The sequence below is a fragment of the Pseudomonas sp. TE12508 genome (assembly GCF_056279485.1).
On record NZ_JBWCCN010000033.1, the window covers coordinates 1 to 26,919 of the forward strand.

At 59.1% G+C, this 26,919-nt stretch carries 25 protein-coding genes, 1 tRNA gene and 1 pseudogene; 10 read left to right on the top strand and 17 right to left on the bottom strand.

Annotation, left to right across the window (positions count from 1 at the left end):
• Positions 1-125: 125 nt before the first annotated feature.
• From ACZ9IM_RS29885 to queA, 11 genes are all read right to left on the bottom strand, one after another.
• Positions 126-1,481: a transporter substrate-binding domain-containing protein gene (locus tag ACZ9IM_RS29885; RefSeq protein WP_476225794.1), complete on the bottom strand. Its 1,356-nt coding sequence runs from the start codon at positions 1,479-1,481 to the stop codon at positions 126-128.
• 133 nt (positions 1,482-1,614) lie between these two features.
• Positions 1,615-3,024 carry a threonine synthase gene (gene thrC / locus ACZ9IM_RS29890; protein WP_007897604.1) on the bottom strand — a complete coding sequence of 470 codons (1,410 nt, stop codon included), beginning with the start codon at positions 3,022-3,024 and terminating at the stop codon, positions 1,615-1,617.
• A gap of 66 nt (positions 3,025-3,090) precedes the next feature.
• A complete protein-coding gene (locus ACZ9IM_RS29895; RefSeq protein ID WP_032830508.1) occupies positions 3,091-4,395 on the bottom strand; it encodes a homoserine dehydrogenase in 1,305 nt (434 codons plus the stop codon).
• A gap of 133 nt (positions 4,396-4,528) precedes the next feature.
• On the bottom strand, positions 4,529-5,260 hold the full coding sequence (gene dsbC, locus ACZ9IM_RS29900) for a bifunctional protein-disulfide isomerase/oxidoreductase DsbC (protein WP_476225795.1): 732 nt from the start codon (positions 5,258-5,260) through the stop codon (positions 4,529-4,531).
• Between the two features lie 263 nt (positions 5,261-5,523).
• Positions 5,524-6,420 carry a site-specific tyrosine recombinase XerD gene (xerD, locus tag ACZ9IM_RS29905; RefSeq protein ID WP_063342599.1) on the bottom strand — a complete coding sequence of 299 codons (897 nt, stop codon included), beginning with the start codon at positions 6,418-6,420 and terminating at the stop codon, positions 5,524-5,526.
• A 133-nt stretch (positions 6,421-6,553) separates the two neighbouring features.
• Positions 6,554-7,105, bottom strand: a complete 552-nt coding sequence (locus tag ACZ9IM_RS29910) for a glycine zipper 2TM domain-containing protein (RefSeq protein ID WP_008072859.1) — start codon at positions 7,103-7,105, stop codon at positions 6,554-6,556.
• A gap of 118 nt (positions 7,106-7,223) precedes the next feature.
• A complete protein-coding gene (secF, locus tag ACZ9IM_RS29915) occupies positions 7,224-8,138 on the bottom strand; it encodes a protein translocase subunit SecF (protein WP_007903566.1) in 915 nt (304 codons plus the stop codon).
• Positions 8,139-8,147: 9 nt separating this feature from the next.
• Positions 8,148-10,016: a protein translocase subunit SecD gene (gene secD, locus ACZ9IM_RS29920; RefSeq protein WP_427625669.1), complete on the bottom strand. Its 1,869-nt coding sequence runs from the start codon at positions 10,014-10,016 to the stop codon at positions 8,148-8,150.
• A 63-nt stretch (positions 10,017-10,079) separates the two neighbouring features.
• The gene (gene yajC, locus ACZ9IM_RS29925; protein WP_008014002.1) at positions 10,080-10,415 is read right to left on the bottom strand and encodes a preprotein translocase subunit YajC; all 336 of its coding nucleotides are present in this window, start codon (positions 10,413-10,415) and stop codon (positions 10,080-10,082) included.
• Positions 10,416-10,458: 43 nt separating this feature from the next.
• Positions 10,459-11,574 (bottom strand): tRNA guanosine(34) transglycosylase Tgt, encoded by a 1,116-nt coding sequence (gene tgt / locus ACZ9IM_RS29930; RefSeq protein WP_019651852.1) that lies wholly within the window; start codon positions 11,572-11,574, stop codon positions 10,459-10,461.
• Positions 11,575-11,588: 14 nt separating this feature from the next.
• Positions 11,589-12,638 carry a tRNA preQ1(34) S-adenosylmethionine ribosyltransferase-isomerase QueA gene (gene queA / locus ACZ9IM_RS29935; protein WP_476225796.1) on the bottom strand — a complete coding sequence of 350 codons (1,050 nt, stop codon included), beginning with the start codon at positions 12,636-12,638 and terminating at the stop codon, positions 11,589-11,591.
• A 107-nt stretch (positions 12,639-12,745) separates the two neighbouring features.
• Here queA and ACZ9IM_RS29940 point away from each other — a divergent pair.
• Both ACZ9IM_RS29940 and ACZ9IM_RS29945 read left to right on the top strand, forming a co-directional pair.
• Positions 12,746-12,830, top strand: a tRNA-Leu gene (locus tag ACZ9IM_RS29940).
• A 163-nt stretch (positions 12,831-12,993) separates the two neighbouring features.
• Positions 12,994-13,290 carry an Arm DNA-binding domain-containing protein gene (locus ACZ9IM_RS29945; protein ID WP_427625668.1) on the top strand — a complete coding sequence of 99 codons (297 nt, stop codon included), beginning with the start codon at positions 12,994-12,996 and terminating at the stop codon, positions 13,288-13,290.
• Between the two features lie 103 nt (positions 13,291-13,393).
• Here ACZ9IM_RS29945 and ACZ9IM_RS29950 read toward each other — a convergent pair whose 3' ends face one another.
• Both ACZ9IM_RS29950 and ACZ9IM_RS29955 read right to left on the bottom strand, forming a co-directional pair.
• Complete coding sequence (locus ACZ9IM_RS29950; RefSeq protein ID WP_476225797.1) at positions 13,394-14,089, bottom strand: glutathione S-transferase family protein; 696 nt, start codon at positions 14,087-14,089, stop codon at positions 13,394-13,396.
• 147 nt (positions 14,090-14,236) lie between these two features.
• Positions 14,237-14,983, bottom strand: coding sequence for an SDR family oxidoreductase (locus tag ACZ9IM_RS29955; protein ID WP_123498033.1), 747 nt, complete (start codon positions 14,981-14,983; stop codon positions 14,237-14,239).
• Between the two features lie 139 nt (positions 14,984-15,122).
• Here ACZ9IM_RS29955 and ACZ9IM_RS29960 point away from each other — a divergent pair, with 139 nt between their 5' ends.
• On the top strand, positions 15,123-16,025 hold the full coding sequence (locus ACZ9IM_RS29960; RefSeq protein ID WP_086946341.1) for a LysR family transcriptional regulator: 903 nt from the start codon (positions 15,123-15,125) through the stop codon (positions 16,023-16,025).
• A gap of 152 nt (positions 16,026-16,177) precedes the next feature.
• A complete protein-coding gene (locus ACZ9IM_RS29965) occupies positions 16,178-16,507 on the top strand; it encodes a hypothetical protein (RefSeq protein WP_476225798.1) in 330 nt (109 codons plus the stop codon).
• Positions 16,508-16,663: 156 nt separating this feature from the next.
• Here the strand turns inward: ACZ9IM_RS29965 and ACZ9IM_RS29970 are convergent, their stop codons facing one another.
• Complete coding sequence (locus tag ACZ9IM_RS29970) at positions 16,664-17,005, bottom strand: potassium channel family protein (protein WP_476225799.1); 342 nt, start codon at positions 17,003-17,005, stop codon at positions 16,664-16,666.
• A gap of 414 nt (positions 17,006-17,419) precedes the next feature.
• On the opposite strand from ACZ9IM_RS29970, the gene ACZ9IM_RS29975 reads away from it, so the two are divergent.
• From ACZ9IM_RS29975 to ACZ9IM_RS29990, 4 genes are read left to right on the top strand one after another with little or no spacing between them, the layout of a single operon-like run.
• The gene (locus tag ACZ9IM_RS29975; protein WP_476225800.1) at positions 17,420-17,896 is read left to right on the top strand and encodes a formate dehydrogenase subunit gamma; all 477 of its coding nucleotides are present in this window, start codon (positions 17,420-17,422) and stop codon (positions 17,894-17,896) included.
• Positions 17,893-19,455, top strand: coding sequence for a formate dehydrogenase beta subunit (locus ACZ9IM_RS29980; RefSeq protein WP_427625665.1), 1,563 nt, complete (start codon positions 17,893-17,895; stop codon positions 19,453-19,455). The genes ACZ9IM_RS29975 and ACZ9IM_RS29980 overlap by 4 nt, the downstream gene beginning before the upstream one ends.
• A complete protein-coding gene (fdhF, locus tag ACZ9IM_RS29985) occupies positions 19,452-22,334 on the top strand; it encodes a formate dehydrogenase subunit alpha (protein ID WP_476225801.1) in 2,883 nt (960 codons plus the stop codon). The genes ACZ9IM_RS29980 and fdhF overlap by 4 nt, the downstream gene beginning before the upstream one ends.
• Positions 22,331-22,552 carry a formate dehydrogenase subunit delta gene (locus ACZ9IM_RS29990; protein ID WP_063342580.1) on the top strand — a complete coding sequence of 74 codons (222 nt, stop codon included), beginning with the start codon at positions 22,331-22,333 and terminating at the stop codon, positions 22,550-22,552. The genes fdhF and ACZ9IM_RS29990 overlap by 4 nt, the downstream gene beginning before the upstream one ends.
• A gap of 188 nt (positions 22,553-22,740) precedes the next feature.
• Here ACZ9IM_RS29990 and ACZ9IM_RS29995 read toward each other — a convergent pair whose 3' ends face one another.
• Together ACZ9IM_RS29995 and ACZ9IM_RS30000 are read right to left on the bottom strand one after the other, a co-directional pair.
• Entirely contained in the window at positions 22,741-24,126 is a 1,386-nt protein-coding gene (locus tag ACZ9IM_RS29995) for an ATP-binding protein (RefSeq protein WP_427625663.1), read from the bottom strand.
• Positions 24,123-24,833 (bottom strand): response regulator, encoded by a 711-nt coding sequence (locus tag ACZ9IM_RS30000; protein WP_008072831.1) that lies wholly within the window; start codon positions 24,831-24,833, stop codon positions 24,123-24,125. Before ACZ9IM_RS30000 ends, ACZ9IM_RS29995 begins: the two co-directional genes overlap by 4 nt.
• A 166-nt stretch (positions 24,834-24,999) precedes the next feature.
• On the opposite strand from ACZ9IM_RS30000, the gene ACZ9IM_RS30005 reads away from it, so the two are divergent.
• Both ACZ9IM_RS30005 and ACZ9IM_RS30010 read left to right on the top strand, forming a co-directional pair.
• On the top strand, positions 25,000-25,791 hold the full coding sequence (locus ACZ9IM_RS30005) for an MlaA family lipoprotein (RefSeq protein WP_427625662.1): 792 nt from the start codon (positions 25,000-25,002) through the stop codon (positions 25,789-25,791).
• A complete protein-coding gene (locus ACZ9IM_RS30010) occupies positions 25,781-26,044 on the top strand; it encodes a hypothetical protein (RefSeq protein WP_427625661.1) in 264 nt (87 codons plus the stop codon). Before ACZ9IM_RS30005 ends, ACZ9IM_RS30010 begins: the two co-directional genes overlap by 11 nt.
• 416 nt (positions 26,045-26,460) lie before the next feature.
• On the opposite strand, the pseudogene ACZ9IM_RS30015 reads toward ACZ9IM_RS30010, so the two are convergent.
• A pseudogene (locus ACZ9IM_RS30015) lies at positions 26,461-26,702 on the bottom strand (transposase domain-containing protein); the annotation flags it as partial.
• Positions 26,703-26,919: the final 217 nt, after the last annotated feature.

A 26,919-nucleotide genomic window follows, 5' to 3' on the forward strand; every position in this document is an offset into this window, starting at 1 on the left:
TTGCACGGGTCGTATTTGCACTGCTGAAAGGGCAGAGTGAATACCAAGCGAAAACGGGTTGAGGGCTTCCCCTCAACCATAGAATCTCCCACAGGGATTGCGCCTGACTGACAGGTATTGCCGATTCATGCCTGCCTTGTACGCTTGCCGATATCGCTCCATCCACCCAGCAGTCCTCGCAATTGACCGTCCGCACTGTAGAACGGCACCGTCCACTGGTAGATATCCCTGACTCCATCCTTGAACATCAACTGACGTTCGCTGAAGCGAGTCTTGCGAGTACCGAGCTGAACCATGAACTCGGTGTGCAGCTGCTCGGCAGTCTCTTTGGGCAAGACATCGACTTCGATCAGTTGTCGACCCTGTACCTGGTCGAAACGGGTCGACAAGTTCTCCTCATAACTTTTGTTGCACATGATCAAACGCCCTTCCAGATCACGCACGAACATCGGATCGGGCATGGCGCCTATCAACGCATGCTGAAATGCGAGCTGGTCATTAAGGTCTTTCTCGGCATCCCGACGTTGTTCGATCAGGGCGGCGAGCCGACGGTTCCACAGCAATGAAAGCAGGCCGAACAGGCTAACGATGAACAGGCTCCAGCAGCCCCACTGGGTTACCCGCTGCCAGGCCGAGGGCGCATGTACCGGTGCAATTCCATTCAGCCATTTCAGCCGTATGGCGCGTAGCTCGGCAGGCGGGAATGCTTCGAGCGCCTTGTTGAGGATGCTCAATAAGTGCGGTTGTCCTTTGCGGACCGCCAAGTGATCAGCCTCCCACTTGCCCTCCACCGCAGGCCCTACCTTGAGCCGGTCCGAGGGATAAAGCTGCGCTCCGATTTCATTTTCTATGGTGGCGTAGGCCTCGCCACTTTCCACCAGCGCCAAGGCTTCAGCGTAGGTTTTGACCAGACGCAGCTCAATCGCCGGGTAATCACGACGAATCACACCCTCCAAGGCGTGCCGGGCCGGCAATACCAGGACTCTTCTGGAAAGTTGTTCCAGGGACTGTAACGCCGGTGTGTCGGCCAGCCCCACGAGTACCCAACCCGCCCCGCCGAATGCATGGCTGAAATCCAGGAACACCTTGCGCTCGTCATTTATTGCCAACGTCGTGCTCATGTCCGCCGCGCCGCTTTCCAGTAGTTCCAGCAGTTGATCGGTAGAAAACGACTCTTCATGGACGAACCGCAGCCCTGTCATGGCGCTGATTCGGTCGAGCACATCGTTGTTCAAACCGCTCCAGTGACCATACTCATCCTTGAACAGGTACTGCGGGTACTGCGCCGACGCGACAACGACCTCGGGATGATCACGAACCCATTGCAGCTCCTGAGCATCCAGCTCAATGCGTGCGACGGCGGTTGGCTCCCTGGACTCATGTGTCACCCATTGCGCTGCCTTTACCCATTGCCCGAAGCCCAGGGCGCCCAGCAAAAACATCCAGCACACGGCTGGTTTAAACCCTCTGAAAAACAGCATTGCCACTTCCTTGGTAATCGTCTCGCCCGTCCTTCATGGGCGGCTCTTCTTTTACGAAACCCGGCAAGTGTGGCATGCAGAAATGAGAAAGCCCGTCAGGAGACGGGCTTCAAAATGTGACAGCTTTTACCGGTTACAGCGGCTTGCCGCGGTTGCCATGCTGACTGACAAAGGCCTGTACGGCTTTCAGGTCGTTCGGCAACACGGTGCAACGCTCATCTCGCTCAAACAAATCAGAAAGATGTGCAGGTAGTTCAAGCGCTTTTCCTACACCGGCTTTTTCCACTGCGTCCGGGAATTTGACCGGATGGGCTGTACCGAGGATCACCATCGGGATATCCAGGCTGCGACGGCATTCGCGCGCGGCCTTCACGCCGATGGCAGTGTGCGGGTCCAACAGCTCGCCGGTTTGCTCAAAGACTTCGGCAATGGTTTCGCACGTTTGGGCGTCGTCCACGGCCAGCGAATCGAACAGTTTGCGTGCCTCGGTCCAGCGCTCCTGTTCGACGCTGAAACCGCCACCCTGCTTGAAGGTGTCCATCAAGCCGGCTATTGCCGCGCCGTTGCGACCGTGCAGGTCGAACAGCAGGCGTTCGAAGTTCGACGACACCATGATGTCCATGGACGGCGACAGCGTGGCGTGCAGGGTTTCCTTGACGTACTGATTGCCGCTCATGAAGCGGTGCAGGATGTCGTTGCGGTTGGTGGCGACGATCAACTGATTGATCGGCAGGCCCATGTTGCGCGCCAGGTAACCGGCGAAGATATCGCCGAAGTTGCCGGTTGGTACCGAGAACGACACCGAACGCGCCGGGCCACCCAGCTGCAGGGCTGCGTGGAAGTAGTAAACGATCTGGGCCATGATCCGCGCCCAGTTGATCGAGTTCACCGCCACCAGGCGCGTGCCCTTGAGGAAGCTCTGGTCGGCGAAGCTGGCCTTGACCATTTCCTGGCAGTCATCGAAGTTGCCTTCGATGGCAATGTTATGGATGTTTTCGCCGAAGATGGTGGTCATCTGGCGACGCTGCACTTCGGACACACGGTTGTGCGGGTGCAGGATGAAGATGTCGACGTTTTCGCAGTGCTTGCAGCCTTCGATGGCGGCCGAACCGGTGTCACCGGAGGTGGCGCCAACAATCACCACGCGTTCGCCGCGTTTTTCCAGCACGTAGTCGAGCAAGCGACCGAGCAGTTGCAGGGCAAAGTCCTTGAACGCCAGGGTCGGGCCGTGGAACAGCTCCAGTACCCATTCGTTGCCATTGAGCTGACGCAGTGGCGCAACGGCGTTGTGGGAAAACACGCCATACGTTTCTTCAAGAATCTTTTTGAAATCGGCATCGGGAATGCTGCCGGTCACAAACGGGCGCATTACCCGGAAGGCCAGCTCGTGATACGGCAGGCCGGCCCAGGAAGCGATCTCTTCCTGAGTGAAACGTGGCAGGTTTTCCGGCACGTACAGACCGCCGTCGGTGGCGAGACCGGCCAGCAGGACATCTTCGAAATTCAGGGCCGGTGCCTGGCCGCGGGTACTGATATAACGCATGACTGGCTCCAATAGACAGTGTTCGCAATGCCGGGCTCGCGTGCGAGCCCGGTGAACGATAACGGCTTAGTTCAGGTGCTCGACGCGGATTCGTACGACCGGGCCGACCACGCCTTCCAAGGCCTCCAGGGCGGTGATCGCGTCGTTCATGTGCTGCTCCAGCACACGGTGCGTCAGCAGGATCATTGGCACCAGACCGTCATGCTCTTCGACTTCTTTCTGCATGATCGATTCGATGTTGATGCCGCGCTCCGACAGGATGCTCGCCACCTGAGCCAACACGCCCGGATGGTCCTTGGCCTGAATGCGCAGGTAGTAGGCGCTTTCACAGGATTCGATCGGCAGGATCGGATGGGCCGACAGCGAATCAGGCTGGAAAGCCAGGTGCGGCACGCGGTTTTCCGGATCGGAGGTCATGGCGCGAACCACATCCACCAGGTCAGCGATCACCGACGAAGCGGTCGGTTCCATGCCGGCACCGGCGCCGTAGAACAAGGTCGAACCGGCAGCATCGCCGTTGACCATCACCGCGTTCATCACGCCGTTGACGTTGGCGAGCAAACGATCGGCCGGGATCAGCGTCGGGTGCACACGCAACTCGATACCGGCCGCGGTGCTGCGCGCCACGCCCAGGTGCTTGATGCGATAGCCCAGCGCTTCGGCGTAGTTCACGTCAGCGGTGGTCAGCTTGGTGATGCCTTCGGTGTAAGCCTTGTCGAATTGCAGCGGGATACCGAATGCAATGGACGCCAGGATCGTCAGCTTGTGGGCTGCATCGATGCCTTCGACGTCGAAGGTTGGATCGGCTTCGGCGTAACCCAGGGCTTGCGCCTCGGCGAGTACGTCTTCGAAGGTGCGACCCTTCTCACGCATTTCGGTGAGGATGAAGTTGCCAGTGCCGTTGATGATCCCGGCCACCCAGTTGATGCGGTTGGCGGACAAACCTTCACGGATCGCTTTGATCACGGGAATGCCGCCGGCCACGGCCGCTTCGAACGCCACGATCACGCCCTTCTCGCGAGCCTTGGCGAAAATTTCATTACCGTGAACGGCAATCAGTGCCTTGTTCGCGGTGACCACATGCTTGCCATTCTCGATGGCCTTGAGTACCAGCTCGCGGGCAACGGTGTAGCCGCCCATCAGCTCTATAACGATGTCGATCTCAGGGTTCGTGGCCACTTCGAACACATCGTTGGTAATCGCAATACCGGTCGTCTGGAACTGAGGCTTTGGCGTGCGCATGGCAATTTGTGCCACTTCGATTCCACGCCCGGCACGACGAGCAATTTCCTCGGCGTTGCGCTGAAGTACGTTGAAGGTACCGCCACCGACGGTCCCTAACCCACAGATGCCTACTTTGACCGGTTTCACTGTGAACTCCCCATAAAACGGCCGACTCAAGGCCGGCCGTGAAAACAACCGCATACTCGCGGCTCTCTATTAATGGCCCGACAATATTGCCGCCGAACCATGATCGTCAAAGGCTGACCATGACGATGCGAAATTATTTCGCGCCCAATGCCAGTTTGGCGACTTGTGGCGCAGGCTGGTAGCCCGGAATGATCTGTCCGTCGGCCAAAACGATGGCCGGTGTACCGTTCACGCCGATCGACTGACCAAGGGCGAACTGCTTGGCTACCGGGTTCTCGCACTTGGCGGCCTTGATTTCCTTGCCATCGACCATTTTGTCCATGGCCGCTTTCTTGTCCTTGGAGCACCACACGGCTTGCAGTTGCTCGTCACCCGCCGAGCCCAGGCCCTGGCGCGGGAACGCAACATAACGCACTTCGATACCCAGCTTGTTCAGCGCCGGCACTTCGGCGTGCAGCTTGTGGCAATACGGGCATGTGGTGTCGGTGAACACGGTGATGTGTGATTTGGTTTCGCCGATTGCCGGGTAAACCACGGTTTCAGCCACTGGAATGTTATTGATCAGTTTGGAAATGCCCAGGCGCTCGGTCTTCTCGGTCAGGTTGACCGGTTTGCCGTCCTTGAGCTGGAACAGGTAGCCCTGAACGACGTATTGGCCATCGGCGCTGGCGTAAAGCACACGGCTGCCCTTGAGTTTGACTTCGTACAGGCCTGGCAACGGGCTGGCGGTGATGCTTTCGACCGGCACGTCGAGCTCGAGGGTTTGCAGGCTTTTACGAATGGCTTTGTCGGCCGTGTCATCGGCGACGGCAAAGGTGCTGACCAACGCAATGGCTGCGGCGGCGAAAATCTGGGTCAGACGCATGAGAACTCCTGAAGGCGGACAAATGGGACGATCAGAACACCCGTGCCGAAACACCGGGTCATAACCGCCCATCGTGCAAACCGGCAAAGCCTACCACATAAGGCCCCCGTGGCGAGGGGGCTTGCCCCCGTTCGGCTGCGCAGCAGTCGTCAATCCTCACGTCTCGGTCCATATATCAGAGATCGCCACAAAGGGGCTGCTTCGCAACCCAACGGGGGCAAGCCCCCTCGCCACAGGGCGGTATTTCCATTTCAGGAGCTGCGTTAGCCACGTGGGTGATGCTTGGCGTGCAGGTCCTGCAAGCGTGCGCGGGCGACGTGAGTATAGATCTGGGTGGTCGACAGATCGCTGTGGCCGAGCAACATTTGCACCACGCGCAAATCGGCGCCGTGATTGAGCAAGTGTGTGGCGAAGGCATGGCGCAGGGTATGTGGAGACAACGACTTGCCGATCCCGGCGACCTTGGCCTGGTGTTTGATGCGATGCCAGAAGGTCTGGCGGGTCATCTGCTCGCCGCGCAGGCTGGGGAACAGTACATCGCTGGGACGCCCGCCCAGCAACTCGCCACGGGCATCGCGCATGTAGCGCTCGACCCAGACAATCGCCTCCTCGCCCATCGGCACCAGTCGCTCCTTGCTGCCCTTGCCCATCACCCGCAGCACGCCTTGGCGCAGGTTGACCTGTTCCAGCGTCAGGCTGATCAGCTCCGTGACCCGCAAGCCACAGGCGTAAAGCACTTCCAGCATGGCGCGGTCTCGCTGACCGATGGCTTCGCTCAGATCAGGTGCTTTTAACAAGGCCTCCACATCCGCTTCCGACAAGGACTTAGGCAATGGTCGACCCAGTTGCGGCATATCGACACGCAAGGTCGGATCGACTGCAATCAGCTTTTCCCGCAGCAAATAGCGATAGAAGCCACGCACGCCGGAGAGAAATCGCGCTGTCGAACGGGGTTTGTAGTTTTGCTCCAGGCGCCAGGCCAGGTGATCGAGGATCAACTCGCGACCGGCGTTGATCAACTCCAGGCCCTTTTCCTGCAACCAACCGTTGAACAAGGCCAGGTCGCTGCGATAGGCATCGCGGGTGTTATCGGAAAGGCCTTTTTCCAGCCACAGGGCGTCAAGGAACTGGTCTATCAGGGGGTGATCAATGGCAGGCATGGGGTCTCGGACAGGCAGGCGTAAGGCCGCGAAAAATGAGGAGTCTTTCATAGCACGTTGGCGGCGAACATATAATTCAGGCACAAAAAAAGCATCCCTCTCGAGATGCTTCTTTTTGCTTGAGGCGCTCAGCTTATTGTTGAGCCGGTTCGTTCTGCCCCAGGATCAACTTGCCTTCCTTGTCGACCGGAATCTGGTTGCCCGGATCGCGATCCATCCGCACTTTGCCTTCCTTGCCATCCAGCGAATAACGAACGTCGTACCCTACAACCTTGTCGCTGATGTCATTCACGGTGTTACAGCGGGTTTGAGTGGTGGTGTAGGTATCACGCTCCTGCATGCCTTCCTGCACCTTGTTGCCCGCATAACCACCGCCGACCGCACCGGCCACTGTGGCGATTTTCTTGCCTGTACCGCCGCCGATCTGGTTGCCCAACAGGCCACCCGCCAGCGCGCCGACCACCGTACCGGCGATCTGGTGTTGATCTTTTACCGGCGCTTGCCGGGTAACCGTAACGTCCTTGCACACTTCACGTGGAGTCTTGATTTGTGTCTTGACCGGTTCAACGGCCAGCACTTGCGCATACTCAGGGCCGCTTTTAACCAGCTTGTAGGTGGCAACAGCACCCCCGGCAGTGACACCGACAGCACCCAATACCGCACCAACCAGCAACGACTTGTTCACATGAACCTCCTGACCATCACAGACGGGAAAACCCGCTTCTCCCAGCCTTGGAGCATAAAAAAAGGCGCGAGTTCAACACTCGCGCCTTCTCGGCCTACAGCTGGAAAAGCGATAACCGTTATGGACGGTCGTCGACTTCGGTCTCAGCCACCGCAGCAGGAATCAGGTCCTCGCTGCTCAGGTTCAGCCAGATCAGCACCACGTTCGCGATGTAGATCGACGAGTAAGTACCCGCCAGAACACCGATGAACAGGGCGATGGAGAAGCCAAACAGGTTATCGCCACCGAAGAACAACAAGGCCGCGATCGCCAGCAAGGTGGAGATCGACGTCGCCATGGTCCGCAGCAGGGTTTGCGTGGTCGAGATGTTGATGTTCTCGATCAGGCTGGCCTTGCGCAGTACCCGGAAGTTCTCACGAACCCGGTCGAATACCACGATGGTGTCGTTGAGCGAGTAGCCGATGATCGCCAGCACCGCCGCCAGTACCGTCAGGTCGAAGGTGATCTGGAAGAACGACAGGATACCAATGGTCACGATCACGTCGTGGATCAGCGAAACGATCGCACCGACTGCAAACTTCCACTGAAAGCGGAAAGCCAGGTAGATCAAAATGCCGCCCAGCGCCATCAGCATGCCGAGGCCGCCCTGATCGCGCAGTTCTTCACCGACCTGAGGGCCGACGAATTCGACGCGCTTGACCACCGCAGGGTTGTCGCCACCGAGCTTCTGCAAGGCCTCGGCCACCTGGTGACCCAGCTGCGGGTCTTCACCTGGCATACGCACCAGCAAATCGGTAGTCGCACCGAAGCTCTGTACGATCGCCTCGTGATAACCCGACGTCACCAGCTGCTCACGCACCTTGGTGACGTCAGCCGGACGCTCGTAGGTCAGCTCGATGAGCGTACCGCCGGTGAAGTCCAGCCCCCAGTTCATGCCCTTGGTGGCGACGCTGAACAGAGCCAGGACCGTAAGGAACAATGTGACGCCGAACGCAACGTTGCGAACGCCCATGAAGTTGATTGTACGTAACATGGCAGCCCCTTAAATCCACAACTTCTTGAAGTCACGACCGCCGAAGATCAGGTTGACCATCGCGCGGGTCACCATGATGGCCGTGAACATCGAGGTAAAGATCCCGAGGGACATGGTCACTGCGAAACCCTTGACCGGGCCGGTGCCCATGGCAAAGAGAATCCCGCCGACCAACAAGGTTGTCAGGTTGGCGTCGAGAATCGCGGTGAATGCCCGGCCGAAGCCTTCGTTGATTGCCCGCTGCACAGTCATGCCGGCCGCAATCTCTTCACGTATCCGCGAGAAGATCAGTACGTTGGCGTCGACCGCCATACCCATGGTCAACACGATACCGGCGATACCTGGCAGGGTCAGCGTTGCACCCAGCAGCGACATCAAGGCCAGCAGCATCACCATGTTCACCGTCAGCGCGACGGTGGCGATGAGGCCGAAGAAGCGGTAGATGGCCATGATGAACAGCGAGACAAACAGCATGCCCCACAGCGATGCATCAATACCTTTGGTGATGTTGTCGGCACCCAGGCTTGGGCCGATGGTACGTTCTTCAGCGAAGTACATCGGTGCCGCCAGACCACCGGCACGCAGCAGCAGCGCCAGCTCGGACGATTCGCCCTGGCCGTTCAGGCCAGTGATGCGGAACTGGGCACCCAGCGGCGACTGAATGGTCGCCAGGCTGATGATCCTCTTCTCTTCTTTAAACGTCTGAACCGGTACGTCTTTCTCGACGCCGTTGATCACTTGCCTGGTGTAAGTGGTGACAGGACGTTGCTCGATGAAGATCACCGCCATGCTGCGGCCAACGTTGTTACGCGTCGCACGACTCATCAGCTCGCCGCCATGGCCATCCAGACGGATGTTCACTTCTGGCGTGCCTTGCTCGCCGAAGCCAGCCTTGGCGTCAGTCACCTGGTCACCGGTGATGATCAAGCCACGCTCGATCAGCGCCGCAGGACGATTGCCTTCCCGGAACTCGAACGATTCGGAAGTGGCTTTCGAAGCGCCAGGCTCAGCCGCCAGACGGAACTCAAGGTTGGCCGTCTTGCCGAGGATACGCTTGGCTTCTGCAGTGTCTTGCACGCCCGGCAGCTCAACCACGATGCGGTTGGCGCCCTGGCGCTGAACGATAGGTTCGGCAACACCCAGCTCGTTGACGCGGTTACGTACCGTGGTCAAGTTCTGCTTGATGGAGTATTCGCGGATTTCCGCCAGCTTGGCCGGGGTCATCGCCAGACGCAGTACCGGTTGGCCATTGAGGTCGGCCGGAACAATATCGAAATCGTTGAAGTTCTTGCGAATCAGCGCACGCGCCTCTTCACGGGCTGCTTCATCAGTGAAGCCCAGCTGAATGGCACCGCCCAGTTGCGGCAGGCTGCGATAACGCAGACGCTCTTTACGCAACAGGCTCTTGACGTCGCCTTCGTAGACTTTCAGGCGTGCATCGAGGGCTTTGTCCATGTCCACTTCCAGCAGGAAGTGCACACCACCGGACAAGTCCAGACCCAGTTTCATCGGGTGCGCGCCAAGGCTGCGCAGCCATTGCGGGGTGGTTTGTGCCAGGTTCAGTGCAACGACGTAGTCATCACCCAATGCCTTGCGTACGACGTCTTTGGCTGGCAGCTGATCTTCAGCCTTGGTCAGACGGATCAGACCGCCCTTGCCGCCCGCAGCCAGGGTGGCCGCCTTGACGTTGATCCCGGATTCCTTGAGCGCGGTGCTCACACGATCCAGATCAGCCTGAGTAACCTGCAGCGCAGTGCTTGCACCGCTGACCTGAATGGCCGGGTCATCAGGGTATAGATTGGGAGCGGAATAAATCAGACCGATCGCCAGCACCGCCAGGATCAGAATGTATTTCCACAGAGGGTATTTGTTCAGCATCACGCCGCCCGCTTATGACGCGGGGCGCCTTGCGCGCCCCGTCGATTGAGTAGAAGTTGAAACTTAGATCGCTTTGAGCGTGCCTTTTGGCAGCGTGGCGGCGATGGCGCCTTTCTGGAATTTCATTTCGACGGTGTCGGAGACTTCCAGAACAACGAAGTCGTCGGACACTTTGGTGATCTTGCCGGCGATACCACCGGTGGTCACAACTTCGTCACCTTTTTGCAGGCTGCCCAGCAGGTTTTTCTGCTCTTTGGCGCGTTTGGCCTGTGGACGCCAGATCATCAGGTAGAAGATGACCAGGAAACCGACCAGGAAAATCCACTCAAAGCCGCCGCCCATTGGGCCTGCCGCAGGTGCAGCAGCGTCAGCCATGGCATTAGAGATAAAAAAGCTCATTTAGCACTCCAGTTGCAAATGTTGAATCTTGGGGTCAGAAAACTCAGTCCAAAGGCGGAACAGGTAACCCGCGTTTGGCGTAGAAGGCATCGACAAAGGCGGCCAATGTACCCTGTTGAATAGCCTCGCGCAAACCAGCCATAAGCACCTGGTAATGGCGCAAATTGTGGATGGTATTCAACATGCTACCCAGCATTTCGCCGCACTTGTCCAGATGGTGCAGATAAGCACGGGAGAAGTTCTGGCAGGTATAGCAATCGCAGGTCGGATCCAGCGGCGAATCATCATGGCGATGGAACGCGTTACGGATCTTCAGCACGCCTGTATCAATGAACAGATGCCCATTGCGGGCATTACGGGTTGGCATCACGCAATCGAACATGTCCACACCGCGGCGCACACCCTCAACCAGATCTTCCGGTTTGCCAACGCCCATAAGGTAACGAGGTTTGTCAGCCGGCATCTGGCCCGGCAGGTAATCCAGCACCTTGATCATCTCGTGCTTGGGCTCGCCCACCGACAGACCGCCAATGGCCAAGCCATCGAAGCCGATCTTGTCGAGGCCTTCCAGGGAGCGCATGCGCAGATCCTGGTGCATACCGCCCTGAACGATGCCGAACAACGCCGCGGTGTTGTCGCCATGGGCGTTTTTTGAACGCTGGGCCCAGCGCAACGACAGCTCCATCGATACGCGAGCGACGTCTTCATCGGCCGGGTACGGGGTGCATTCGTCGAAAATCATCACGATGTCCGAGCCCAGATCGCGCTGGACCTGCATAGACTCTTCCGGGCCCATGAACACTTTGGCGCCGTCGACCGGAGAGGCGAAGGTCACGCCCTCCTCCTTGATCTTGCGCATCGCGCCAAGACTGAACACCTGAAAACCGCCGGAGTCGGTCAGAATCGGGCCTTTCCACTGCATGAAATCGTGCAGGTCGCCGTGCTTCTTGATCACTTCGGTGCCCGGACGCAGCCACAAGTGGAAGGTGTTACCCAGAATGATTTCCGCGCCAGTGGCAACGATATCCCGCGGCAACATGCCCTTGACCGTACCGTACGTGCCCACCGGCATGAAGGCCGGGGTCTCGACGGTACCGCGCGGGAAGGTCAAACGACCGCGACGCGCCTTGCCGTCGGTAGCAAGTAACTCAAACGACATACGACTTTGGCGACTCATTCTATTTCCTCTGGGCCACGTGGTGCGGGATTACGGGTGATAAACATCGCATCACCGTAGCTGAAAAAGCGGTATTCGTTGTCGACGGCGGCTTTATAGGCGGCCATGGTCTCGGGATAACCGGCGAACGCCGAAACCAGCATCAACAGCGTGGACTCGGGCAAATGGAAGTTGGTAACCAGGGCATCGACCACATGAAACGGCCGCCCCGGGTAGATAAAGATGTCGGTATCGCCACTGAACGGCTTGAGCACGCCATCGCGCGCGGCACTTTCCAGAGAACGCACGCTGGTGGTCCCCACCGCCACCACGCGACCACCGCGAGCGCGGCAGGCCGCAACGGCATCGACCACGTCCTGGCCGACTTCCAGCCATTCACTGTGCATGTGGTGATCTTCAATCTTCTCGACGCGCACCGGCTGAAAGGTGCCGGCGCCGACGTGCAAGGTCACGAACGCAGTCTCAATGCCCTTGGCGGCAATCGCCTCCATCAGCGGCTGGTCGAAATGCAGCCCCGCCGTCGGCGCTGCCACCGCGCCCAGGCGCTCGGCGTAGACCGTCTGATAACGCTCGCGGTCCGAGCCTTCATCCGGACGGTCTATATAAGGAGGCAGCGGCATATGCCCCACGCGGTCGAGCAGCGGCAACACTTCTTCGGCAAACCCCAGCTCGAACAACGCATCGTGACGCGCCAGCATCTCGGCCTCGCCACCGCCGTCGATCAGGATCTTCGAACCCGGCTTGGGCGACTTGCTGGAACGCACATGGGCCAGCACACGATGACTGTCGAGCACCCGCTCCACCAGGATTTCCAGCTTGCCGCCGGAAGCCTTCTGGCCAAACAGCCGCGCCGGAATCACCCGGGTATTGTTGAACACCATCAAATCGCCCGGGCGCAAATGCTCGAGCAAATCAGTGAATTGACGGTGTGCCAGGGCGCCGCTGACCCCGTCCAGGGTCAACAGGCGACTACCGCGACGCTCAGCCAAAGGATGGCGAGCAATCAGCGAATCAGGGAGCTCAAAAGTAAAGTCAGCAACGCGCATGATGGGGTTCGTCTAGCAGGGCCGGGAAGTCTAGCGGAAATATCAAAAATTCTCCATGTACCTGATTGACCAACGGTTATCTCATCTCTATACTTCGCCGCCATTGAGCCCTGATGGCGGAATTGGTAGACGCGGCGGATTCAAAATCCGTTTTCGAAAGGAGTGGGAGTTCGAGTCTCCCTCGGGGCACCATTTGCAGTACATAGACGACTACCAGCGTCTACGCAACACCCCTAGAGCCCGCTAACTGCGGGCTTTTTGGTCTCTGGGGTTCCACCCCCATCTCTTGCAAGCCAGCCTCTTTTGGGTACATTTTCTGTACATATTCCAGTTCGAGAACCGGAGGTGTACAGCAATGCCATTGACCGCCTTGCAAATCAAAGCGTCCAAGCCTGCCGACAGACCGTTCACGTTGAGTGATAGTTCGGGTCTTGCCCTGCTGGTGAAACCCAACGGCAGCAAGTATTGGCACTTCCGGTACACGTATCAGGGTCGGGCGGCGCGCATGTCACTGGGCGTGTATCCGCATATCTCCTTGCAGGAAGCCCGTGAACGAGCTGCAGAATGCCGCAACCTACTTAAGCAAGGCACCAACTCCGGTGCCAAACGCCGCGATGGTTCGCTACGCAAAATGGGAGGAAATCGATTTTGAGGAAGGGATTTGGACCATCCCGAGCCAGGATCCATTTCTCCGGGGCTATGCCTTGCCAGCGCGCCTGCTGGCCAAGCTAGCGGCGGCGCGATCGCATCGGCATTTAAAGGGGATGCGTTTCCGATGCAGTAGCCAAGAGTGCTCTTGCTTCCTGCAAGTGCTTGCGGAACCGGATGGCATAGTCCTCTGCAACTGCCGCCTGAATGCTGAAACGGCTGGCCAGCGCACGACGCCAATCAGCCACTCGACTCAGTCCATCAAACAACTGATGATTGGGCTCGAATCCAAGTATGTCGAAGTAGCGAAAAACTGGAGCCACGGCGATGTCGACCATGCTGAGCCTCTCGCCGGAGAAATAAGGGCCGTCCGATATTTCACTGTCGAATCGTTCCAGCCTTCCTCTCAACGCTACAGATTTGCCAAGGGCTGTCTGCTGGTCGGTGGCGTTCAAAAATCCCCATGCATCCGCCAGTGTGGCAGAGGCGAATTCGATCCATGCACGGTGTTGTGCTCGGATCAACGCATTCATTGGATGTAACGCAGGTTCCGGGTACACCTCCTCCAGGTATTCGCAAATGGCGACGCTCTCGAATAGAACGGACTCGCCTTCATTGCCGTCTGGAACCTTGAGCAGCGGAACCTTACCGCTTGGCGACATCGCCAGAAACCAGTCTGGCCTGTCGCGAAGATCGACATCGATACGCTGAAAGGTAATACCTTTTTCGAGTAACACGATGGCCACTCGCTGAACGAATGGGCATAACGGATGGCTGACGAGTGTGAACTGTGACTGTGGCATTGGAATAGACCCACTGAAGAATCAAAGCCCGCCGCCACGAGTGGGAGCGGGCCGTATAGAAGCTACGTCCGTGACTTCAAGAAAGCCTGAGTGGCAATCAGTTTTCCGTAAAAGCGCAGGAGACGTTCCTTCGCGTATCGTTGGCAGCTAAAGCGAGCGGCCACCGTCGACGATGAGTTCCGAGCCAACCGTCCATCGTGACTCGTCTGACGCCAGGTACAGCACGGCCTTGGCCACTTCCTCGGGCGTACCAAACCGGCCGAACGGAATGGTCGCTGCGATATCCTGGTTGAGCTGTTCGCGATAGGCATCGGGAATACCGAGCTTGTCGTAAAGCGGCGTATCAACCGGGCCAGGGCTGACTGCATTGACCCGAATACCACGCGGGAGCAGTTCGCTAGAAAGCGTCTTCGACATGTTCAGGAACGCGGCCTTGGTCGCGCCATAAACTGATGAACGCGCGGCGCCGAGGTGTGCACTAACCGAGGTATTGAGAACCACCGACGCAGGGTTCGCGAAGACTGGTAGCAATGCCTGGATCAGAAAGTACGGCCCCTTAACGTTGATGTCGAAGGAGCGATCGAACATTTCCTCCGTCCACTCTTCGATCGGCAGCCAAACGGATACGCCTGCATTGAGAAAGGCAACATCGAGTTGGCCATAGTGAGTCTGAACGGCCTGCGCCAGTTCCTTCTGCGCATCGATGCTGGCTGAGTCAGCACGCAGTACCAATACTTCGCTTCCCAGTTCCGCCTGGGCCTTTGCGATGGACTCCGGATTGACTCCGGTAACGATCACGCGCGCGCCTTCGGCGAGGAACTGCTTAGCCGTTTCCAGGCCAATGCCGCTGGTGCCGCCGGTGATGAGAGTGCGTTTGCCTTGCAATCGGGACATGTAAGTTTCCTTTTCGGTTTTTCACGGTCAGTCGATGTACTGACCTGCCAGAGGGAAACTATGTATTCATACCTGTGCATTGATAAGATGACCTATTCGAATACATTTCATGCTTGTATTGCATGAATGAGAGGCCTAGATGGATCGACTACTGCTGATGACCTGCTTTGTTCGCGCTGTTGAGACAGGAAGCTTCTCGGCTGCAGGGCGTGACCTGGGGCTGGGGCAGCCTAACGTCAGCCGCTATGTGGCGGCGCTGGAAGATCATTTGCAAACCAGGCTGCTTCACCGATCCACACGAAAGCTTGCCCTCACCCCCGAGGGAGAACGCTATTACGCAGATGCACGGCGCATTCTCGATGCCGTGGAAGAATCGGAGTCGTCCTTCAGGGAGAACGTCGCCCCGTCCGGATTGTTGCGAGTCGCCTGCCCGACCGCGCTAGCCCATGCATTCGTGGTGCCGCATGTATCCACATTTCTGGAGCGCTATCCAGAGTTGACGCTCGACCTGCAGATCAATGATCGCTATGTGAATCTGGTCGACGAAGGGGCTGAACTGGCGATCCGCATCGGACATCTGGAAGACAGCGCAATGCGTGCCCGGCCGCTAGGCTGGTTCGAGCGTGTATGCGTTGCCAGCAAGGGATACCTGGCCAAACGCGGAATCCCCACGACGCCCAATGATCTGAGAACGCACGATTGCCTGATCTACACCCTGCTGTCGACAGGCACCACATGGCGCTTTCGGGATATCGATGTTCCCGTTTCTGGCAGGCTTCGGGTCAACTCACCTGAAGCCATACGAGAGTGTGTAAACGAGGGACTGGGGATCGCACAGGGGCCCGAATGGCTTTACGAGGAAGGGCTGAAAAATGGCAATCTGCGGGTGTTGCTTAGGGACTACGCAGCTCCGGCCGTCCCCGTGCAAGTCATTTACGTTGCCGACCGGCTTCTCCCCAAAAGGGCCATTGTATTCATGGATTTCATCGCCGAGGTGTTCGCAAAAAATTCTGCATTTAACGATCAACCCAGACCATCATAATTGCAGTAGTCTGCAAGGCCTTTTTTTTCGTCTGCAAAAAAGTGATCTCGCCCCGCCACCCCGCAGGAACTTCCGAAGGCTGCGATCTTTTGATTTTGCTCTCCAACGCCAAACCCGAAACCGCTCAGCTAACGAATCAAGGATTCACACCAATGGAATTGCCACTGGAAACCGTTGCCCTTTTCGCCCTCAAGCTGGCTTATGAGACGGAAGGTGAAAGCCCGATTCTGCGGGACGATCCGATCATGAGTGATTATGAGCGGGAGGTGTTTGGGTTGTTGGTGCGGCGGGGGGATGTCGAGGGTATCCAGTTTAGAGTGGCGCATTGTGTGGGCTTCGCGTTGGAGGCCATGGGCGGAGTTAATACAGTCCTCGGTCGCGAACTGCATCGATTGGCAGCAGATTTCAGCGCTGCCCGGACGATCCCACAGCTGGATGTCCCGCTCATCGCTCTTATGGGCTACTTGAAAGACATCCAATGAATAAAGGGGGCCTGCCTAAAAATGGGTACGCCCGATAGGAGCATCCAGGCGAGAAGCCACGTCTTGTCGAAATCAATCATCTGTCTTTCCCTGTTTTTCAAATGAACATCGTGAGCATGACTTCATAGCGCATTTCCCCCTACACCGCTGCCGCCCCTACTCCACCTGACCTGTCGCCCGCACCGCAATCTCAATCGCCCGAATACTGATCGCCGCAAATATCGCCGTCATCAGTACCCCGTTAAATCCCAGCAAAATCGCCAATATCCGCGAGACGGCCAGTTTGGGGACGAGTTCTCCATAACCGATGGTCAGGCCAGTCACGAACGCGAAGTAGATACCGTCAAATGGATCCCATCCTTCCAGAAAGCTGATGATCAGGCCGAACAACACAATCAAAAACAGCAGGATGGAAAAAATTGGCCAGACAACGTGAAAGTAGAACCTGACTGCTTTGTAGAACTCGCGACGGACGTGCGATGCATGAGTGGTGTTCATGTCATGGACCTCTTGGGGCTAGCCTGACCGGCAATTGAATGCATGGCGTTTCAATACCCTTTCAGCTTGGCACAAGCGGGCACGATGCCTCGCTCATCGCGCTCAAGGATTATCCGAAAGATACTCAGTGAGCGAACGCCTCGGGCTGCGCTCTTCTAGACTTAACAGGGAGTCGTAGACAGAATCGAACACGTCGCTTTGGTGCAGATGAATCAAAGGCAGCATGGCAAGCTGCCTGTTATGCCCTGAAGAGGTGCGGCAAAGACCGCACCGGGCCCAACAAGATGCCCGCTCAGGGTGCCTGGCCAACGGCCTGAAAATGCCACGATACCGTGACGTGGTGTGACTGCCGCAGCCGACACTTTCGGACAACTGACAACCGCCTGGTTTGTCCGTGATCGTGAGGAATGCTGTATGCCTGATAAGATGTTGCACCTGCCTATGGTCAACAGCCTGCTGGAGCGCCACAAACGCTCCCCCGGCGCACTGTTGCCGATCCTTCATGAGATTCAGGAGGGCATCGGTTACATCCCCGATGCCGCCATCCCCGAGATTGCCCACGCCCTCAACCTGAGTCAGGCCGAGGTTCGCGGGGTGATCAGTTTCTACCATGACTTCCGAACCGCCCCTCCGGCCCGGCATATCCTGCGTCTGTGCCGGGCCGAGTCCTGCCAGAGTCGCGGCGCCGAGCAGCTCGCCGCGCAGTTGCGCGAACGTCTGCAACTGGACGACCACGGCAGCAGCGCCGACGGCAGCATCAGTTTGCGTCCGGTGTATTGCCTCGGCGCGTGTGCCTGTTCGCCCGCTCTGGAACTGGATGGCCAAGTGCATGCGCGACTTAGTCCCGAGCGTCTGGATGCCCTGCTCGACACTTGTCGGGAGGACGCATGATGCCGGCTTTCTATCTGTCCTCTGATTCGCTGGCCCGTGCCGTGGGTACCGAAGAGGTTGCGGTAGCCCTTATCACCCACGCCCGGGGACGCCTTGTTCCCCAGGAATTGCAACGTACCAGTTCGCGCGGTTTGTATTGGCTGGAACCGCTGTTGGAGGTGGACAGCCCGCAAGGCCGTATCGGCTTTGGCCCGCTGACCGCCGCCGATGTGCCGTCCGTGCTCGATGCGTTGCAAGGCGAGCCGTCCGCGCATCCACTGGCCTTGGGCCTGGTGGAAGAATTGCCGTATCTAAAGACCCAACAACGGCTGCTGTTTGCCCGCGCCGGCATCACCCGGCCGCTGTCGCTGGAGGATTACCGGGCTCACGGCGGCTTTGAGGGCTTGACCCAGGCCATCGCCCTGGGCGGCGAGCAGACCGCGACCGCCGTGTTCGATTCGGGGTTGCGTGGCCGTGGCGGCGCAGCCTTCCCAGCGGGGATCAAATGGCGCACGGTGCGCGCTACCGAAGCGGCGCAGAAATACATTGTGTGCAACGCCGACGAAGGCGACTCCGGCACCTTCGCCGATCGCATGTTGATGGAAGGCGACCCTTTCCTGCTGATCGAAGGCATGGCCATTGCCGGCATCACCGTCGGCGCCAGTTACGGCTACATCTACGTGCGTTCGGAATATCCACAAGCTGTGGCGACTCTGCGCGCAGCACTGAACATCGCCCGATCTGCCGGTTACCTGGGCGCCAATGTCGGCGGCAGCGGCCAGGCCTTCGATATGGAAGTGCGCGTCGGTGCCGGCGCTTACATCTGCGGTGAAGAAACCGCGCTGCTGGACTCTCTCGAAGGCAAGCGCGGGATTGTTCGCGCCAAGCCACCGATCCCCGCCTTGCAAGGTCTGTTCGGCCTGCCGACCCTGGTGCACAACGTGCTGACCCTGGCCTCGGTGCCGCTGATTCTGGCCAAGGGCGCGCAGTTCTATCGCGATTACGGCATGGGCCGCTCTCTGGGCACGATGCCCTTCCAGCTGGCGGGCAATGTTCGTCACGGCGGCCTGGTGGAACGGGCCTTTGGTCTGACCCTGCGGGAACTGGTGGAAGACTACGGCGGCGGGACCGCCAGTGGCCGGCCGCTGAAAGCCGCCCAGGTGGGCGGCCCGCTCGGCGCCTGGGTGCCACCGTCGCAATTCGACACGCCCCTGGATTACGAGGCCTTCGCCGCCATCGGCGCGATGCTCGGTCACGGTGGTGTGGTGGTGGCTGACGACACCCTGGACATGGCCCACATGGCACGCTTCGCCATGCAGTTCTGCGCCGAGGAATCCTGTGGCAAATGCACCCCCTGCCGCATCGGCTCGACCCGGGGCGTGGAGGTAATCGACCGCCTGCTGGCCGCGCCCGATCAGAACAGTCGTGATGAGCAGGTGATCATCCTCAAGGACCTGTGCGACACCCTGCAATACGGTTCGCTGTGCGCGTTGGGCGGCATGACCTCCTATCCGGTCGTCAGCGCCCTCAAGTACTTCCCCGCCGACTTCGGTCTGCAGTCCTCGGAGGCCGACCAATGATCACTCTCTTCGACCCGAAAACCGATATCGACCTGGGTACCCCTGCCCGCGATAGCCAGGTGCAAGTCACCCTCAACATCGATGGCCGCAGCATCAGCGTGCCCGAAGGCACCTCGGTGATGCGCGCCGCCGCGCTGCTGGGCACCACCATTCCCAAACTGTGCGCCACCGACAGCCTGGAAGCCTTCGGCTCCTGCCGCATGTGCCTGGTGGAGATCGACGGCATGCGCGGTTATCCGGCGTCCTGCACCACGCCGGTCAGCGAAGGCATGAGCGTGCACACCCAGACACCGAAGCTTGCCACCCTGCGCCGCAACGTCATGGAGCTGTACATCTCCGACCACCCGCTGGACTGCCTGACCTGCTCGGCCAACGGTAACTGCGAGCTGCAAACCGTCGCCGGTCAGGTCGGCCTGCGGGAAGTGCGTTACGGCTATGAAGGCGACAACCATCTGGCGGATGTGAAGGACACTTCCAACCCCTACTTCGACTACGACCCGAGCAAGTGCATCGTCTGCAACCGTTGCGTGCGCGCCTGCGAAGAAACCCAGGGCACCTTTGCCCTGACCATTACCGGGCGCGGTTTCGAATCCCGGGTCGCGGCCGCCGGGGGCGAGAACTTCCTCGACTCGGAATGCGTGTCCTGCGGCGCTTGTGTGCAAGCCTGCCCGACCGCGACGCTGATGGAAAAAAGCGTGGTCGAACTGGGTCAGCCCGAACGCAGCGTGATCACCACTTGCGCCTATTGCGGCGTGGGCTGTTCGTTCCGCGCCGAGATGAAAGGCGACCAGCTGGTGCGCATGGTTCCAGACAAGAATGGCCAAGCCAACCACGGTCACTCCTGCGTCAAAGGGCGCTTTGCCTGGGGCTACGCCACCCACCCGGATCGCATCACCAAACCGATGATCCGCAAGCACATCAACGATCCTTGGCAGGAAGTCAGCTGGGATGAAGCGGTGACCTACGCTGCCAGCGAATTCCGCCGACTGCAGCAGAAATATGGCCGCGACTCCATTGGTGGCATCACCTCCAGCCGCTGCACCAATGAAGAAACCTACCTGGTGCAAAAACTGATACGCGCCGCCTTTGGCAACAATAACGTCGACACCTGTGCGCGGGTCTGCCACTCGCCGACCGGCTATGGCCTGAAACAAACCCTGGGCGAGTCCGCCGGTACCCAGAGTTTCGACTCGGTGATGCAGGCCGACGTGATTCTGGTGATGGGCGCCAACCCCAGCGACGCCCACCCCGTGTTCGCCTCCCAGCTCAAACGCCGCCTGCGTGAAGGCGCGCGGCTGATCGTCATCGACCCACGACGCATTGATCTGGTGGACTCGGTGCATGCCCGCGCCGAACTGCACCTGGCCCTGCGCCCAGGCACCAACGTCGCGATGCTCAATGCCCTGGCCCACGTCATCGTCACCGAAGGCCTGCTCAATCAAACCTTTATCGACGCCCGTTGCGAGGGCAGCGATTTCGCCCGCTGGAGCGAGTTCGTCAGCCGCCCGGAAAACTCGCCGGAAACCCTTGGCGCCATCTGCGGCGTAGACCCTGCCGACATCCGCGCCGCCGCCCGCCTGTATGCCACCGGCGGCAACGCGGCGATCTACTACGGCCTGGGCGTCACCGAGCACAGCCAGGGCAGCACCGCCGTCATGGGCATCGCCAACCTGGCCATGGCCACCGGCAACATCGGCCGCGAAGGTGTGGGCGTGAACCCGCTGCGTGGGCAGAACAACGTTCAGGGCTCCTGCGACATGGGCTCCTTCCCCCACGAGCTGCCTGGCTACCGCCACATCTCCAACGAAGTGGTTCGGGCGCAGTTCGAACAGGCGTGGAACGTCACTCTGCAACCCGACCCGGGCCTGCGCATTCCCAACATGTTCGAGGCAGCCTTGGGCGGCAGCTTTAAGGGCCTGTATTGCCAGGGCGAAGACATCGCCCAAAGCGATCCGAATACCCAGCACGTTACCGCGGCGCTGTCGGCCATGGAATGCGTGGTGGTGCAGGACATTTTCCTCAACGAAACCGCCAAGTTCGCCCACGTGTTCCTGCCGGGCAGCTCGTTCCTGGAAAAAGACGGCACCTTCACCAACGCCGAACGGCGCATCTCCCGGGTGCGCAAAGTCATGGAGCCTCTAGGCGGCAAGGCCGACTGGGAAGGCACGGTGGCCTTGGCCAACGCTCTGGGCTACCCGATGAACTACCAGCATCCATCAGAAATCATGGATGAAATCGCCAGCCTGACGCCGACCTTCACCAACGTCAGCTACACCGAACTGGATCGCCACGGCAGCCTGCAATGGCCGTGCAACGCCGCGGCACCGGACGGCACGCCGACCATGCACATCGAGGAATTCGTGCGCGGCAAGGGGCGCTTCATGCTCACCGGCTACGTGCCCACCGAGGAAAAGGTCAACAGTCGCTATCCGCTTCTGCTGACCACCGGGCGCATCCTCAGCCAGTACAACGTCGGCGCCCAGACCCGGCGTACCGACAACGTCGCCTGGCACCACGAAGACCGCCTGGAAATCCACCCGACCGACGCCGAGAGCCGTGGCATCAACGAAGACGACTGGGTCGGCATCGGCAGTCGCGCCGGACAGACCGTACTGCGGGCGCGGATCACCGAACGGGTAGCCCCTGGCGTGGTGTACACCACCTTCCACTTCCCTGAGTCGGGGGCCAACGTCATCACCACCGACAACTCCGACTGGGCCACCAACTGTCCGGAGTACAAGGTCACCGCCGTGGAAGTCAGCCGCGTCTACCACCCTTCCGAATGGCAAAAGCGCTATCAGGAGTTCAGCGACGAACAACAACGTCTGCTCGACGAACGCCGTCAGGCGCGTGGCGCTAAAGCGGAGGTACGCCGATGAGTACCGACAACCTGATCAAAATGGTCAACCAGATTGCCCAGTACTTCGCCACCGAACCGGACCAGCAACAGGCGGTGCTCGGCGTACGCAATCACCTGCAGATGTACTGGACGCCCGGTATGCGCAAGGAGTTGCTGGCCTGGCAGACAGCGCATCAGGGGGCAGACTTGCACCCACTGGCGCAGGCGGCGGTCAGTGGGGCGGGCTGGGAGGCTTAGGTTCACACGATCTTGAGCCTGACCGAAAAACCTGTGGGGGCGGGCTTGCTCGCGAATGCGATATACCAGTCACCGCCATCGTTGACTGACACACCGCTTTCGCGAGCAAGCCCGCTCCCCCAGGAGTTGTGTGTAACTGGCTCGCATCTGGATTAGCCCCAATTTTTTGGGTCGCTTAATCGCTCAGTTCAAAGCAAATGCTGAGAGATCAGCTCTGAACTTGAATGCACCGGCAACACCACCAACGCCTCCAATCCGCCCCTCGACCGATTACGCAGTGTCAGGTTGCCTCCGTGCTCGAGCACAATCGCCCGCGCCGCCGACAACCCCAAACCAACACCCCCCGTGCTTTTGTTGCGCGAGCCTTCCATCCGGAAGAACGGCACAAACACTTGTTCAAGGCAGGCATCTGGTATGCCCGGCCCACGATCCAGTACTTTGATCCACACCTGGCCGGCGCTCGGTTTCAGCTCAATCCCCGGCTCACTGCCGTACTTGATCGCGTTATCGAGCAAATTGGTAATCACTCGTTTAAGCCCCAACGGGCGCCCGAAATACACCCACCGCAGCGGCCCGCTGAACGTAATGTCGACGCCCTGATCCCGATAATCATCAAGCAACGTTTGCAGCAGTTCCGCCAGATCAAACTGGGTCGCCGGTTCAAGCCGCGCATCATCACGAAAGAACTCTAGCGCCGAGTTGATCATTGCCTGCATTTCATCCACGTCACTAAACAGCCGTTGCTGTTGCTCGCTGTCCTCGATAAATTCGCCACGCAAGCGCATCCGCGTCAGGGGCGCGCGCAGGTCATGGGAGATGGCGGCGAGCATTTGCGTACGGTCGCGGATGAAGTGCTGTAGCTGGGCCTGCATGGCATTGAACGCGAGAATGGCCTGGCGGATTTCGTGGGGACCGAGCGGCTCGATCGGCGGTGCGCGGAAGTCCACGCCGAAGCGGCGGGCGCCTTCGGCGAAACGCTGCAAAGGTGTGGCGAGGCGTCGGGTAGCGATCAGCGCGACCACTGCGGTGGAGATCAGCACCAGCAGGATGACGATCAGGTAGCGTGGCGCTTCGTCGAGCCCCCAACTGCGCGAGGGCGCGGAGAACATCAGCCATGATGAATCCGATAGCTCGATCAACAGCGCGTAATGCGCGTCCTCCGTGTGCTCCGTCCAGTCGGCCGGTTCATAGGCTTCGATGCGCCGGTCAGGGGCTCTGAGCATCGGCTGCAGGATGGTCGAGCCAATGTCAGACTTCGGATCGTCCACTGTCGGCAGATTGAGATCGTGCCGATCAGGGTGCCACGTGACAGTGAAGCCGTTCTCGTTGGCGGCTTGTGCCAATGAGTGACGTAGGGGCGCCGGGGCGGCCTCGATGACGCGGGTGATGGCAGCGGCTTTTTCCAGCAAACCGATCTCGGTCAGGGGCGGGCGCGCCCATACACCGGCCAGTTGGATAAACAACCCGTTGAGCGCCAGGGAAATGAGCATGGCCAGGATGATCGTCAACGCAATCCAGCGCGCCACCGTATCTTGCGGCCAGTCTCGAGCGCGAATCCGCTTCAGCCAGCTCATCGCCGCGTCACGCTGGGAGTAAACAGGTAACCGCCATTGCGCACGGTGCGGATCATCGCCGGCCGCTTGGTGTCGGACTCGAGTTTGCGCCGCAGGCGGCTGACCTGAACGTCGATGCTGCGATCGAACGCCTCATGGCAATGCCCGCGCGCCAGGTCCAGCAACTGCTCACGGGTGAGGATGCGCTGGGGGTGTTCGACGAAGACCAGCAGCAGGTCAAACTCACCGGCCGACAGCGGGATCATCACGTTGTCCGGCGAGCGAAGTTCACGGCGGGTGACGTCCAGATGCCAGTCGGCAAAATCAATCAGTGGCCGTGGCCGCTCTTGCGGAACCGGACGACGCTCGTCAACACGACGCAGCACAGCACGCACTCGGGCCAGCAGTTCACGGGCGTCGAAGGGTTTGGTCAGATAATCATCGGCACCCAGTTCCAGGCCGACCACCCGGTCACTGAGTTCACCCATGGCCGTCAGCATAATCACCGGTATTGCGTGTCGAATCCGCAGTTGCTGACACAGGATCAGGCCGCTGTCTCCGGGCAACATCACGTCCAGAATGATCAGGTCCGGCGCCTGGCGCTCTATGGCCGCCCACAGCGACGCACCGTCTGTGGCGACCTCGACGCTGTAGCCGTGTTGCACGAAGAATTTTTTCAGTAGATCAAGGACTTCAAGGTCGTCGTCGACAATTAAAAGGCTGTTCACCGAAGGTCACTTAAGGGGCGAATGGAACCGCTATCTAAAACCATTCATGGCCGCGCGTCATATATTTCAACTCTGCAATAAAGCGTCAACAGCGCAATAAACCAGACATCTTGGCGCAAGGATTGGAGCTCAGCATCACGGCGAATTCCTCCTGAGACTTGCGTCCATGTTGCCTTTCAAGTGTGCTCCCTGGTTGACCCGCAACACCTCAATTGCCGTGTTGGCCGCAGGGCTGACGGGTTGCAGCAGCCAGTCGCCGACCACCACCGACGTGGCCTGCGCTGACATCGCCTATTCGGTGTACGACCCGGCGGAACCGTTCAATCGTGGCGTCTTCGCGTTTAACCGGGTGGTTGATGATTACGCCCTGGCGCCGGTCGCGCGCGGCTACCGCTACACGCCGGATTTTTTCCAGACCGGTGTGCATAACTTTGTGGCGAACTTCGGCGAGCCGAAGGTCTTTATCAATGACCTGCTGCAAGGCAACCCGATGCGCTCGGTCAATACCCTGGGACGTTTCGCGCTCAACACCACGGTAGGGGTGGTGGGCTTGATCGATGTCTCCGGCATGGCCGGTATCCCGCGCCACGACTCGGACTTTGGCCAGACCTTTGGCGTGTGGGGCATCGGCAATGGTCCGATCGTCGAACTGCCATTGCTCGGGACCTCCAACAGTCGCGACGCCGCCGGCCGCGTGCTTGGTTTTGTGGTCGATCCGTTCGGCAGCAATAGCGATACCGTGGAGACGCTGTCCACTATCAGCACTGTCGGCGGCATCGTCGATGGCCGGGCAGAAGCCTTACCGCTGACCGACAGCCTGCAAAAACTGCCGGACTATTACAGCGCGTTGCGCAATGTGGTCGCCGAGCATCGTGCCGCTTACGTGGCCGATGGCAAACAAGGCTCGCCAGAGAACACCACCTCTCAATGCACAGGAGCACCGGCTGATGGGTTCTGAAAACAATAGCCTGGTCCTGCAGCAACGGATGACGCGGGACGACCCGGCCAATCTGCACTGTCGCGAAATTACCCTGCGTTTGTCAGCGGACTGTCGCCAACTGGTGCTCAGCCGATACACCGAACACTACGGGCCGGCACTAGTGCGCTGGATAGAGCGTAGTCATACCGTGTCGGTTGCCGAAGTGGTTCGCTGGCTCGTGGCCAATGGTGAGGCACAGATCATGAGAGCGGACAGCCAGTCGCAGCCTTGATTTCAGGATGATGATGCGGAGGATGGAAGTCTTCCGGTCGTCATCCCGCCGCTTATGTCAGGCCAAGTGCAACGCAGACCTCTTCACCATAATCGGTGGTTCCACAGTAACCGTCTGCGCATCCCACGTTGCATGGAGATATCTACGATTTTTTACTCATCATTCCGATCTGATGAATCCCTTGGTTCCTGCAAGCATGACGATTTCTTTGCCGCTACTGCGATGGGTCTATGCTAAATTCAGGTCAGCTATTAATGGATCTTTCAGTTATGGAAAACGCATCATGCTCGCAGTCGGCGTCTCGCTACTTGCAGTAGGCTTAGGCACTGGAAATCCAGGCTTTTGGATACCAGGCTGTGTCTTCATGGCTATAGGGTGCTCTCAAAAAGTCAATCGTCGAGACTGACCGTATGCGGTCAGTGTACACCTGACTCATCTCGCGTAAGTCTGGCCGGTACCCACTGATGCGGTAGCAGTAGCCCGATTTCGCTGGCCCGCTGTGTCGACAATCGCCTCATATCTTTCAGATAGGCATACGGATCGTGTCCGTTTATGCGCGCAGGCTGGATCAAACTCATGATCGCTGCCGCCCGTGTGCCGCTGCATAGCGACCCTGCGAAGAGCCAGTTCTTGGCCCAAGAGCCCACGGCCGGATCTCACGGTAAAGCGGTATCCCACAATCGCCCTTATCGGCCTGCCTCGGAAGGTGTGTTCGCCGCCCCCCTTACAACCAACATCGATAAACACTAACGGGACAGCATCGCAATCAGACAGGAGCGATCCGATAATGCTGTACGAACTTTCCTGCGGGCAAAACAAAACCCCTACCTGCATACGCAGATAGGGGTTTCGGAATTTAATCTTGACGATGACCT

What these genes read in the sequence shown, in the direction of transcription:
- ACZ9IM_RS29980 (WP_427625665.1), top strand. Translation starts at nt 17,893, where the DNA reads ATGATGCCGGCTTTCTATCTGTCCTCTGATTCGCTGGCCCGTGCCGTG.
- tgt (WP_019651852.1), bottom strand. Translation starts at nt 11,574, where the DNA reads ATGTCGTTTGAGTTACTTGCTACCGACGGCAAGGCGCGTCGCGGTCGT.
- ACZ9IM_RS29955 (WP_123498033.1), bottom strand. Translation starts at nt 14,983, where the DNA reads ATGTCCCGATTGCAAGGCAAACGCACTCTCATCACCGGCGGCACCAGC.
- ACZ9IM_RS29970 (WP_476225799.1), bottom strand. Translation starts at nt 17,005, where the DNA reads ATGAACACCACTCATGCATCGCACGTCCGTCGCGAGTTCTACAAAGCA.
- queA (WP_476225796.1), bottom strand. Translation starts at nt 12,638, where the DNA reads ATGCGCGTTGCTGACTTTACTTTTGAGCTCCCTGATTCGCTGATTGCT.
- dsbC (WP_476225795.1), bottom strand. Translation starts at nt 5,260, where the DNA reads ATGCGTCTGACCCAGATTTTCGCCGCCGCAGCCATTGCGTTGGTCAGC.
- ACZ9IM_RS29950 (WP_476225797.1), bottom strand. Translation starts at nt 14,089, where the DNA reads ATGCCACAGTCACAGTTCACACTCGTCAGCCATCCGTTATGCCCATTC.
- thrC (WP_007897604.1), bottom strand. Translation starts at nt 3,024, where the DNA reads ATGCGTTATATCAGTACCCGCGGCCAGGCACCGGCCCTGAATTTCGAA.
- ACZ9IM_RS29885 (WP_476225794.1), bottom strand. Translation starts at nt 1,481, where the DNA reads ATGCTGTTTTTCAGAGGGTTTAAACCAGCCGTGTGCTGGATGTTTTTG.
- ACZ9IM_RS29990 (WP_063342580.1), top strand. Translation starts at nt 22,331, where the DNA reads ATGAGTACCGACAACCTGATCAAAATGGTCAACCAGATTGCCCAGTAC.
- yajC (WP_008014002.1), bottom strand. Translation starts at nt 10,415, where the DNA reads ATGAGCTTTTTTATCTCTAATGCCATGGCTGACGCTGCTGCACCTGCG.
- ACZ9IM_RS29975 (WP_476225800.1), top strand. Translation starts at nt 17,420, where the DNA reads ATGCCTGATAAGATGTTGCACCTGCCTATGGTCAACAGCCTGCTGGAG.
- ACZ9IM_RS29995 (WP_427625663.1), bottom strand. Translation starts at nt 24,126, where the DNA reads ATGAGCTGGCTGAAGCGGATTCGCGCTCGAGACTGGCCGCAAGATACG.
- ACZ9IM_RS29960 (WP_086946341.1), top strand. Translation starts at nt 15,123, where the DNA reads ATGGATCGACTACTGCTGATGACCTGCTTTGTTCGCGCTGTTGAGACA.
- ACZ9IM_RS30005 (WP_427625662.1), top strand. Translation starts at nt 25,000, where the DNA reads ATGTTGCCTTTCAAGTGTGCTCCCTGGTTGACCCGCAACACCTCAATT.
- ACZ9IM_RS30010 (WP_427625661.1), top strand. Translation starts at nt 25,781, where the DNA reads ATGGGTTCTGAAAACAATAGCCTGGTCCTGCAGCAACGGATGACGCGG.
- secF (WP_007903566.1), bottom strand. Translation starts at nt 8,138, where the DNA reads ATGTTACGTACAATCAACTTCATGGGCGTTCGCAACGTTGCGTTCGGC.
- ACZ9IM_RS29965 (WP_476225798.1), top strand. Translation starts at nt 16,178, where the DNA reads ATGGAATTGCCACTGGAAACCGTTGCCCTTTTCGCCCTCAAGCTGGCT.
- secD (WP_427625669.1), bottom strand. Translation starts at nt 10,016, where the DNA reads ATGCTGAACAAATACCCTCTGTGGAAATACATTCTGATCCTGGCGGTG.
- xerD (WP_063342599.1), bottom strand. Translation starts at nt 6,420, where the DNA reads ATGCCTGCCATTGATCACCCCCTGATAGACCAGTTCCTTGACGCCCTG.
- ACZ9IM_RS29945 (WP_427625668.1), top strand. Translation starts at nt 12,994, where the DNA reads ATGCCATTGACCGCCTTGCAAATCAAAGCGTCCAAGCCTGCCGACAGA.
- fdhF (WP_476225801.1), top strand. Translation starts at nt 19,452, where the DNA reads ATGATCACTCTCTTCGACCCGAAAACCGATATCGACCTGGGTACCCCT.